Raw genomic sequence first — 7,617 nt, forward strand, 5'->3', positions numbered from 1 at the left:
AGCAAGAGGAGAACAACGACGATGAATCGCAGGCTTCTGGTGCTGCCCGCCCTGCTGGGCGTACTGACACCCCTGGTGAGCGGGTGCGGCAGCTCCGGCGGAGGGAGCGGCGACAGTGGCAAACCCATCGTCGTTGGCACCACCGACAGCATCGAGATGACCAAGGACAACCCTGCTCCGCTCGATCCGGCCACCTCGTACGACAGCGCGACCTGGAACATCTTCTACAACACCTTCCAGATGCTGCTGAGCTACCCCCGCAGCAGCACCACGCCGTCCCCCGACGCGGCCTCCGAGTGCCACTACACGGACACCTCCACGCTGACGTACCAGTGCACCCTGCGGGACAATCTGAAGTTCTCCAACGGTGACAAGATCACGTCCGCGGATGTGAAGTTCTCCATCGACCGGATGCAGAAGATCAACTGGCCCACCGGCCCGGCGTCCCTGATATCCGGCGTCAAAGCGGTGAACACCCCCGACGACCGGACCGTCGTCTTCCAGCTCAAGGCTCCTGACGCCACGTTCCCCGCGAAGCTGGCGACCCCGGCCGCCGCGATCATGGACAGCAAGGTCTACGACATGAGCAAGCCGTACGACGGCTACAAGCTCATAGGCTCCGGCCCCTACGTCCTCAAGTCGTACTCCGCGACCAAGGAGGGCACCTTCCAGAAGGGCGAGTTCGTCAAGAACTCGAACTACCAGGGCGCGCTCAAGCTGAACAACAGCAAGGTCGACCTGCGGATGTTCGAGGACTCCAAGAAGATGGAGACCGCCCTGAAGGCCGGCCAGCTGGACGTGATGTCCCGCCAGCTCGACCCGGACCAGATCAAGGAACTCCAGGCGAGCACCGACCCCGACATCAAGCTCACCGAGGCGCCGGGCGGCGAGGCCCGCTACCTGTTCCTCAACACCTCCTCGGTCGACCTGAAGACCAAGGCCGTCCGTCAGGCGATGGCCATGGTCCTGGACCGCCAGGCCATCACCAAGAACGTCTACAAGCGCACCGCCGACCCGCTGTACTCGGTCGTGCCGCAGGGCATCTCGGGCCACGTCAACTCGTTCTTCAACGTCTACGGGAACCCGAACACCAGCGCCGCCAAGCAGAAGCTGAAGAGCGCCGGCATCACCAGCAAGGTCCCGCTGACCATCAACTTCCGCCGCGACAACGGCGGCACGATGAACCAGCCCGAGGCCGAGGCGATCGCCCAGCAGCTCAACGCCACCGGGCTGTTCGACGTCACCACCAAGAGCGAGCAGTGGAACGCCTTCCTGAAGGCGGCCTCCGAGCGCAAGTACGAGATCTTCGCGATCAGCTGGCTCCCGGACTTCCCCGACCCGGACAACTACATCGCGCCGTTCTTCGACAAGGACAACTTCCTCAACCTGCCGTACCAGAGCACCGAGATCCAGAACACGATCCTGCCCGCGACCCGCGGCATGGCGGCCCGCAGCACCGCCAGCACGGACTTCAAGACGGCGCAGGACATCATCGCCCAGGACGTCCCGATGCTCCCCCTGTGGCAGGGCAAGCAGTACATCGCCGCACGCAGCGACATCACCGGTGTCGAGTGGGCGCTGAACTCCTCGACCACCACGCAGTTCTGGGAGTTGGGCCGTGGCGTTAACGGGTGACCCGAGCGCAAGGAGAGCGTCGAGGATGAACCGCAAGCTGCTCGTCATGCCGGCCCTGCTGGGCCTGGCGACACTGCCGCTGGCCGGATGCGGATCCGGCGGCGGCAGTGGGGGCGGCGGCCGGCCGATCGTGGTCGGCACGACGGACGTGTTCCAGATGTCGAAGGACGACCCGGCGCCGTTCGATCCGGCGACCGGGTACGACATCGAGAGCTGGAACATCTTCAGCAACACCTACCAGACGCTGCTGCGGCTGCCGCGCAGCGGCACCGACCCGCAGCCCGAGGCCGCCAAGGAGTGCCACTTCTCGGACAGCCAGGGCGAGCAGTACCGGTGCACGCTGCGCAGCGGCCTCACGTTCTCCAACGGTCGCAAGATCACCTCGCAGGACGTCAAGTTCTCCATCGACCGGGTACGGCGGATCAACGATCCCAACGGCCCGGCGAACCTGCTGAGCAACGTGGACACGGTGGAGACGCCCGATCCCTCGACGGTCGTCTTCCACCTGTCCGGGCCGGACTCCACCTTCCCGTTCAAGCTCGCCACCCCGGCAGCCGACATCGTCGACAGCCACGAGTACGGCGCCGCCAAGGCGCACCCGGGCTACTCGGTGGTGGGGTCCGGCCCCTACACGCTCTCGTCGTTCACCCCGGGCAAGAGCGCGGTCTTCAGCCGGAACTCCCGCTACAAGGGCTCCCTGAAGATCAACAACAGCAAGATCGAGCTGCGGTTCTTCACCTCCTCGGCCTCGATGATGAAGGCGCTCCAGGCCGGCAGCATCGACGTGATGAGCCGGACGATGTCCCCGGCGCAGATCAACGACCTGGCCGACGGGGCCGATCCGGAGGTCAAGCTCACCGAGGCGCCCGGCACCGAGATCCGCTACCTGGTCTTCAACACCGCAGACCCCACGGTCGGGAAGCTCGCGGTCCGCAAGGCCGTCGCCGACCTCGTGGACCGGCAGACCCTCACCCACGACGTGTACCAGCGGACCACGACGCCGCTGTACTCGCTGGTCCCGCAGGGCATCACCGGGCACAACAACGCGTTCTTCAACGACTACGGCGACCAGCCGAACCCGGCCGCCGCCCGCCGCGTCCTGGCCCAGGCCGGCATCGACACCCCGGTGCCGCTGACGCTGTCGTACACCACGAACCACTACGGCGAGGCGACCGCGCCGGAGTTCGCCATGCTCAAGGACGAGCTGGAGTCCGGCGGCCTGTTCCGGGTCACCCTCCAGGGCACGGCCGACTGGAACGCCTACAAGACCGCGTACCGGGCGCACAAGCTCCAGGTGTTCGGCATGGGCTGGTTCCCCGACTTCCCCGACCCGGACAACTACATCGCCCCGTTCTTCGGCAACGACGACTTCCTGAACCTGGCGTACGTCAACCCGCAGATACGGGACCAGATCATCCCCGGCACCCGGCAGAAGACCGCCCGCAGCGGCGCGGTGGCCGACTTCGAGCAGGCCCAGCAGGACATCGCGCGCGACGTCCCGATCGTGCCGCTGTGGCAGGGCAAGCAGTACATCGCCGCGCGCAGCGACATCACCGGCACCGAGTGGGCGCTCAACGCCTCCTCGACCACCCAGTTCTGGGAACTGGGCCGCGGGGTGTCCACCAACTGACCGCGCACCGGGCGGTCCCGCGCGGGGCCGCCCGGTCAGGTCCCGCTCAGTTCGCGCCGGGCCGCACCAGTCCGCTCTCGTAGGCGTACACCGCGGCCTGCACCCGGTCGCGCAGCGCCAGCTTGGTCAGCACGTGGCCGACGTGGGTCTTGACGGTGGTCTCGCTGACGAACAGCTCGGCGGCGATCTCCGCGTTCGACAGTCCGCGGGCCACCAGCTTGAGCACCTCGACCTCGCGCTCGGTCAGCGCGTTCAGCGGCTGCGGCACCGCCTCCTCGCCCGACGGGAGCCGGCCGGCGTACTTGTCCAGCAGCCGGCGCGTGATGCTCGGCGCCAGCATCGCCTCGCCCGCGGCCACCACCCGGATCGCCTGCACCAGCTCCGCGGCCGGCGCGTCCTTGAGCAGGAAGCCGCTGGCCCCGGCGCGCAGCGCCTCCACCACGTACTCGTCCAGGTCGAAGGTGGTGAGCACCAGCACCTTGGCCGGGCCCGAGCGGTCGGGGCCGGTGATCTGCCGGGTGGCCTCCACCCCGTCCATCCTCGGCATCCGGATGTCCATCAGCACCACGTCGGGCTGCAGCGCCCGTACCTGGTCGAGCGCCTGCTGGCCGTCGCCGGCCTCGCCCACCACGGCCAGATCGGACTCCGCCTCCAGGATCATCCGGAATCCGGTGCGCAACAGGGGCTGATCGTCCACCAGCAGGACGCGAATGGCCACGGGTACTCCTTTGCTAGACCGAGTCATTCTTGCCCACGACAGGCAGCAGACCCGGTTTTTCCGCCAGCGGGTACGGCGGGGGAGTCCCCCCGAATTCGGGACAGAACGCCTGGTGGTCGCACCAGGCGCAGAGCGGGCCGCGGCGCGGGCGCCACTCGCCGCTGGCCGTCGCCTCGCTGATCGCCTCCCACAGCGCCTGCAACTTGCGCTCGGTGCGCAGCAGGTCGGTCTCGCTGGGGTCGTACGTCAGCAGGTCCCCGCTGCCGAGGTAGACCAGCTGAAGCCGGCGCGGCACCACGCCGCGCAGCCGCCACAGCACCAGGGCGTAGAACTTCATCTGGAACAGCGGTTCGTCTGCGTACTCGGGCCGCGGCGCCTTGCCGGTCTTGTAGTCCACCACCCGCAGGTCGCCGGTGGCGGGGGCGACGTCCAGCCGGTCCACGTAGCCGCGCAGCACCAGCCCTGACGCCAGCTGCGTCTCCACGTACAGCTCGCGCTCGGCGGGCTCCAGGCGGGTCGGGTCCTCCAGCGTGAACCAGCGGTCCACCAGGTGCTCGGCGCTCTGCAGCCAGTCCGCCAGCGCCGCCGGGTCGGCGGCGCCCTCGACCGCGCCGAACAGCTCGTCCAGCTCCGGCCTGGCCTCCCGCAGCCGCTCCCACTCGCCGGCCACCATCGACCGGGCCCGGTCCGCGGTCCGGTCGGCCGCGGGCGCGTCGAAGAGCCGCTCCAGCACGGCGTGCACCACGGTGCCGCGGGTCGCCGCCTGGCTGGGCTTCTCCGGCAGCCGGTCGATCACCCGCAGCCGGTACAGCAGCGGGCAGCGCATGAAGTCCGAGGCCCGCGACGGCGACAGCGAGGACGGCGGCCGCGGCGGCGTCCGCCGGACCGCACCGGCGGCCGTCTCGCCGGCCTCGCCGGCCGCCGTGGCATCGCCGGCGGCCGTCTCGCCGGCCGATGCAGCCGCCTCGGGTTCCTCGGCGGCGTCCGGCGGCGTGCTCTGGGCAGGGATCTCCATGGCACCCGACCCTATTGCCTGCCACTGACAGCGCAGCGGGCCGGGCGGTGCCCCCGTGTCGTTCGATGGGCAGGGCAATAGCATGGTCGGAGAGCCCCTCGTGCCGCATGATCGGTACGGGGGACTGCATCGATCGAGGGGAACCAGTGAGCGAGAGCGGTCGGCCGCCGTCGGACAACAGCAGCCCCCCGGCCCGGGACGGCGAGGGTGCCTCCGGCGCGGCCCGGGAGCCGGGCGGCGGCATCCTGATGGGGCGCTTCTTCGGCGTGCCGATCTACGTGGCACCCAGCTGGTTCCTGGTCGCCGCGCTGATCACCTGGGTCTTCGGCGGCCAGCTGGACACCGTGCTGCCCGAGCTGGGCCGGGTCCGCTACCTGGTGTCGCTGTTCTTCGCGATCGCCTTCTACGCCTCGGTGCTCGTGCACGAGCTGGCGCACACCGTCGCCGCGCTGCGCTTCAAGCTGCCGGTCCGCCGGATCCAGCTGCAGTTCTTCGGCGGCGTCTCGGAGATCGAGAAGGAGTCCGACACCCCGGGCCGCGAGTTCGTGCTGGCCTTCGTCGGGCCGCTGCTCTCCCTGGTGCTCGCGGCCGTCTTCTACGGGGCGATGCAGTTCGTCGACTCCGGCACGGTGCCCGGCGTGCTGCTGGCCGGCCTGATGGTCAGCAACCTCATCGTGGCCATCTTCAACTTCCTGCCGGGGCTGCCGCTGGACGGCGGCCGGATGCTGCGGGCCGTGGTGTGGAAGATCAGCGGCAAGGCCATGACCGGCACCGTGGCCGCCGCCTGGGTGGGCCGCGCCCTGGCGCTGGCCGTGCTGATCGGCCTCCCGCTGCTGTCCTACCGCGGCGGCATCAACGGCGGCAGCAGCGGCTCCGACTCGCTGACCGACGCGCTGCTGGCGGCGATCCTCGCCGCGATCATCTGGACCGGCGCCGGCAACAGCCTGCGGATGGCCCGGCTCCGCGAGCGCCTGCCCGGGCTCCAGGCCCGCACCCTGACCCGCCGCGCGGTGCCGGTCGCCTCCGACACCCCGCTGTCCGAGGCGCTGCGCCGCGCCAACGAGGCCGGCGCCCGCGCCCTGGTGGTGGTCGACGGCCGCGGCGACCCGACGGCCCTGGTCCGGGAGTCCGCGATCGTCACCGTCCCCGAGCACCGCAGGCCCTGGGTCGCCGTCAGCGGCCTCGCGCAGGACCTCACGCCCGGCATGCGGGTCTCCGCGGAGCTGGCGGGCGAGGACCTGCTGGACCGGCTGCGGGCGACGCCGTCCACCGAGTACCTGGTCGTCGAACCGACCGGCGAGATCTACGGGGTGCTGTCCACCGCCGACGTCGAGCGGGCGTTCCTGGCCGCGATGTCCCGGGCGTCCTGACCGGGCGGATCGAGCCACTAGACTCGACGCATGTCCGAACCGACCGGTGCCGCCCGCCGTCGCGGGCCCTTCAAAGTCGGGGACCAGGTCCAGCTCACCGACCCCAAGGGACGCCACTACACCTTCACGCTCGAAGCCGGGAAGCAGTTCCACACCCACAAGGGCGCCTTCCCCCACGACGAGCTGATCGGTGCCCCCGAGGGCAGTGTGGTCCGAACCACGGGAAACGTCGCCTACCTTGCGCTGCGCCCCCTGCTCCCCGACTACGTCCTGTCCATGCCCCGCGGCGCCGCCGTGGTCTACCCCAAGGACGCGGGGCAGATCCTGGCGATGGCCGACATCTTCCCCGGCGCGCGCGTCGTCGAGGCGGGCGTGGGCTCGGGGTCGCTCAGCAGCTTCCTGCTGCGGGCGATCGGCGACCACGGCATGCTGCACAGCTACGAGCGCCGCGCCGACTTCGCCGAGATCGCCACGCAGAACGTCGAGCGCTACTTCGGCGGCCTGCACCCGGCCTGGCAGCTCACCGTCGGCGACCTCCAGGACCACCTCTCCGACACCGACGTCGACCGGGTCATCCTCGACATGCTCGCGCCCTGGGAGTGCCTGGAGGCGGTCTCCAAGGCCCTGGTGCCCGGCGGCATCCTCTGCGCCTACGTGGCGACCACCACGCAGCTGGCGCGCACCGTCGAGGCGATCCGCGAGCACGGCACCTTCAACGAGCCGGCCGCCTGGGAGACCATGGTCCGCACCTGGCACGTGGAGGGCCTCGCCGTCCGCCCGGACCACCGCATGATCGGCCACACCGGCTTCCTGCTCACCGCCCGGCGCCTGGCCGACGGCGTGGAGCCGCCACTGCGCCGCCGCAGGCCCGCGAAGGGCGCCTACGGCGAGGACTACACCGGTCCCGGCAGCGGCAGCGGGGGCTCCGCCGCCGAGAGCTGACCGCGAAGCGCTCGCAAGGGGACGATTCCGGCCAACTTCACCGCGCCGCCACCGGGTTGCCGTCCCACGGCCACCGTGGCGGCCGTCCGGCCCACTGCGGGCGCACGGTCGCGTACCGGCCACGGGACCGCCTGGAGCGCGGCCTGAGCCGCGCTGGAGCCCGGCTCGAAACGAGGGGCGGGGGGGGGCCGCCCGCCCGCCCCCCCCCCCCCCCCGCCGCCGCGGGGGGGGCCGGGGGCCCCCCCCGGGCCCCCCCCCCCGAGGCGCCCCCCGGGGGCGCGGCGGGGGGCGCCCCCCCCCGCCCGCC

At 70.8% G+C, this 7,617-nt stretch carries 6 protein-coding genes; 4 read left to right on the forward strand and 2 right to left on the reverse strand.

The genetic code is table 11. The annotated features are described in order from the left end of the window. The first annotated feature begins 21 nt into the window (after nt 1-21). Both ACH4TG_RS38575 and ACH4TG_RS38580 read left to right on the forward strand, forming a co-directional pair. Nucleotides 22-1,635, forward strand: a complete 1,614-nt coding sequence (locus ACH4TG_RS38575) for an ABC transporter substrate-binding protein (protein ID WP_398247571.1) — start codon at nt 22-24, stop codon at nt 1,633-1,635. 25 nt (nt 1,636-1,660) lie between these two features. Further along, on the forward strand, nt 1,661-3,265 hold the full coding sequence (locus tag ACH4TG_RS38580) for an ABC transporter substrate-binding protein (protein ID WP_398247573.1): 1,605 nt from the start codon (nt 1,661-1,663) through the stop codon (nt 3,263-3,265). A gap of 46 nt (nt 3,266-3,311) precedes the next feature. Here the strand turns inward: ACH4TG_RS38580 and ACH4TG_RS38585 are convergent, their stop codons facing one another. Together ACH4TG_RS38585 and ACH4TG_RS38590 are read right to left on the reverse strand one after the other, a co-directional pair. Then, a complete protein-coding gene (locus tag ACH4TG_RS38585; protein ID WP_398247575.1) occupies nt 3,312-3,983 on the reverse strand; it encodes a response regulator in 672 nt (223 codons plus the stop codon). A gap of 13 nt (nt 3,984-3,996) precedes the next feature. Continuing rightward, entirely contained in the window at nt 3,997-4,998 is a 1,002-nt protein-coding gene (locus tag ACH4TG_RS38590; protein WP_398247577.1) for a RecB family exonuclease, read from the reverse strand. A gap of 107 nt (nt 4,999-5,105) precedes the next feature. Here ACH4TG_RS38590 and ACH4TG_RS38595 point away from each other — a divergent pair, with 107 nt between their 5' ends. Next, entirely contained in the window at nt 5,106-6,368 is a 1,263-nt protein-coding gene (locus tag ACH4TG_RS38595) for a site-2 protease family protein (protein ID WP_398247579.1), read from the forward strand. A 30-nt stretch (nt 6,369-6,398) separates the two neighbouring features. Further along, nucleotides 6,399-7,310 (forward strand): tRNA (adenine-N1)-methyltransferase, encoded by a 912-nt coding sequence (locus ACH4TG_RS38600; RefSeq protein WP_398247580.1) that lies wholly within the window; start codon nt 6,399-6,401, stop codon nt 7,308-7,310. Nucleotides 7,311-7,617 lie beyond the last annotated feature (307 nt).

The sequence above is a fragment of the Streptomyces sp. NPDC020917 genome (assembly GCF_044333795.1).
Classification (GTDB): Bacteria; Actinomycetota; Actinomycetes; order Streptomycetales; family Streptomycetaceae; genus Actinacidiphila.

Excerpts from the sequence above, each read along its gene's own strand:
- ACH4TG_RS38575 (WP_398247571.1), top strand. The coding sequence starts at position 22 with ATGAATCGCAGGCTTCTGGTGCTGCCCGCCCTGCTGGGCGTACTGACA.
- ACH4TG_RS38580 (WP_398247573.1), top strand. The coding sequence starts at position 1,661 with ATGAACCGCAAGCTGCTCGTCATGCCGGCCCTGCTGGGCCTGGCGACA.
- ACH4TG_RS38590 (WP_398247577.1), bottom strand. The coding sequence starts at position 4,998 with ATGGAGATCCCTGCCCAGAGCACGCCGCCGGACGCCGCCGAGGAACCC.
- ACH4TG_RS38595 (WP_398247579.1), top strand. The coding sequence starts at position 5,106 with ATGATCGGTACGGGGGACTGCATCGATCGAGGGGAACCAGTGAGCGAG.
- ACH4TG_RS38600 (WP_398247580.1), top strand. The coding sequence starts at position 6,399 with ATGTCCGAACCGACCGGTGCCGCCCGCCGTCGCGGGCCCTTCAAAGTC.